Genomic DNA, 2,173 nt, shown 5'->3' with positions numbered 1-2,173 from the left:
CCCCCCCGGGCCCCCCCGGCCCGGGGCGCCGGCGCCCCCCCCCCCCGGCACAGAAGTCCAACCGGTGTCCGAAAAGTCCAATGGGTTGGGGTGCGGCGCGTGTTGTGCCGCGCCCCCGGGCGGGATCAGATGGATCTCATGCGCGATCCGTCACTCCCCGCCCACGAAGACCCCGCACCCGGCACCGGCACCCTGCCGCCGCGCGCCTGGTACGCCCACTCCGACGCCGCCCGGCTGCCGCTGGACGGGGCCTGGCGCTTCCGCCTCTCCCCCACCGCCACCACCCACGACACGTCCTTCGCCGAGCCCGGCCACGACACCTCCGGCTGGGACGAGATCGCGGTGCCCGGCCACTGGGTGCTGCAGGGCGGCGGCCGGCACGGCGCGCCCGCGTACACCAACACCCTCTATCCGTTCCCGGTCGACCCGCCGCGCGTGCCGGCCGAGAACCCGACCGGCGACCACCTGCGCACCTTCGACCTGCCCGCCGGCTGGCCGGCGGGCGGCGAAGGCGAGGAGAGCGACGCAGCCGTGCTGCGCTTCGACGGGGTGGAGTCGCACGCGCGCGTCTGGCTGAACGGCACGGAGCTGGGCGAGTTCAAGGGCTCGCGGCTGCCGCACGAGTTCGCCGTCGGCCGGCTGCTGCGCCCCGCGGGCAACGTGCTCGCCGTCCGCGTCCACCAGTGGTCGTCCGGCAGCTACCTGGAGGACCAGGACCAGTGGTGGCTGCCCGGCATCTTCCGCGGCGTCACGCTGCTGCACCGGCCCGCGGGGGCCGTGCGCGACTTCTTCGTGCACGCCTCGTACGACCACGTGACCGGCGCGGGCACGCTCCGCGTGGACTGCGCGCCCGAGGGCCGCGTCACCGTGCCGGAGCTGGGCGTCGACGTCGCCACCGGCGAGTCCGTGACGCTGCCGGTCGAGCCGTGGACCGCGGAGGTCCCGCGGCTGTACGCGGCGGAGCTGGCCACCGCGGGCGAGCGGGTCCCGCTGCGGGTGGGCTTCCGCACCGTCGCCGTCGAGGACGGCGTGCTGAAGGTCAACGGCCGCCGCATCCTGCTGCGCGGCGTGAACCGGCACGAGTTCCACCCCGAGCACGGCCGCGCCGTGGACGCGGCGACGATGCGCGCCGACGTGCTGCTCATGAAGCGGCACAACATCAACGCCGTGCGCACCAGCCACTACCCGCCGCACCCCGCGTTCCTCGACCTCTGCGACGAGCTGGGCCTCTGGGTCATCGACGAGTGCGACCTGGAGACGCACGGGTTCCACGCAGTCGGCTGGCGCGGCAACCCGGTGGCCGACGAGCGCTGGACCCCGGCGCTGCTGGACCGCGCCGCGCGCATGGTCGAGCGGGACAAGAACCACCCGTCGGTCATCATGTGGTCGCTCGGCAACGAGTGCGACGCCGGCGCCGGCCTGACCGCGATGGCCGACTGGATCCGCGGCCGGGACCCCGGCCGGCTCCTGCACTACGAGGGCGACCGCACCAGCCGGGACGCCGACGTCTACTCCCGGATGTACGCCGCCCACGACGAGGTCCGGCGCATCGGCGAGCGCACCGAGGACCCCCTCGACGACCCCGCGCTGGACGCGCGCCGGCGGGCGCAGCCGTTCGTGCTCTGCGAGTACGCGCACGCCATGGGCAACGGCCCCGGCGGGCTCGCCGACTACCAGCGGCTGTTCGAGTCGTACGAGCGCTGCCAGGGCGGCTTCGTCTGGGAGTGGATCGACCACGGGATCGCCCACCCCGAGCTGGGCTTCGCCTACGGCGGGGACTTCGGCGAGGAGCTGCACGACGGCAACTTCGTCTGCGACGGCCTGCTGTTCCCGGACCGCACGCCGTCGCCGGGGCTCACCGAGTTCGGTCACGTGATCCAGCCGGTGCGCATCGAGGGCGGCGACTCCCCCGGCCAGGCCGTCGTCACCAACCTGCACGACTTCGCCGGTCTGGACCACCTCGCGTTCACCTGGACGTACGCCGTCGACGGCGCGGAGACCGCGGGCGGTTCCGCGGCCGTGCCGCCGCTGGCGCCGGGCGAGAGCGCGAAGGTCGAGCTGCCCGGGGGTACCGCCCACGCGCGAAGCGCTGTGGGGGAGCCCGGCGCGCCGCCCGCCGGCGAGGCGCAGTGGACCGTCACCGCCCGGCTCGCCGCGGACACCCCGTGGGCGC

The 2,173-nt window shown here is 75.2% G+C and carries 1 protein-coding gene; it reads left to right on the top strand.

What is annotated here, in order from left to right; all coding sequences use genetic code 11:
* Positions 1-129: 129 nt before the first annotated feature.
* Positions 130-2,173, top strand: a 2,044-nt coding sequence (locus tag ABD317_RS36135; RefSeq protein ID WP_344296161.1) for a glycoside hydrolase family 2 TIM barrel-domain containing protein, incomplete at its 3' end; no start/stop codon positions are given.

The sequence above is a fragment of the Streptomyces synnematoformans genome, assembly GCF_039531005.1.
GTDB lineage: Bacteria > Actinomycetota > Actinomycetes > Streptomycetales > Streptomycetaceae > Streptomyces > Streptomyces synnematoformans.
This window is presented reverse-complemented; position numbering and strand designations above follow the sequence as displayed.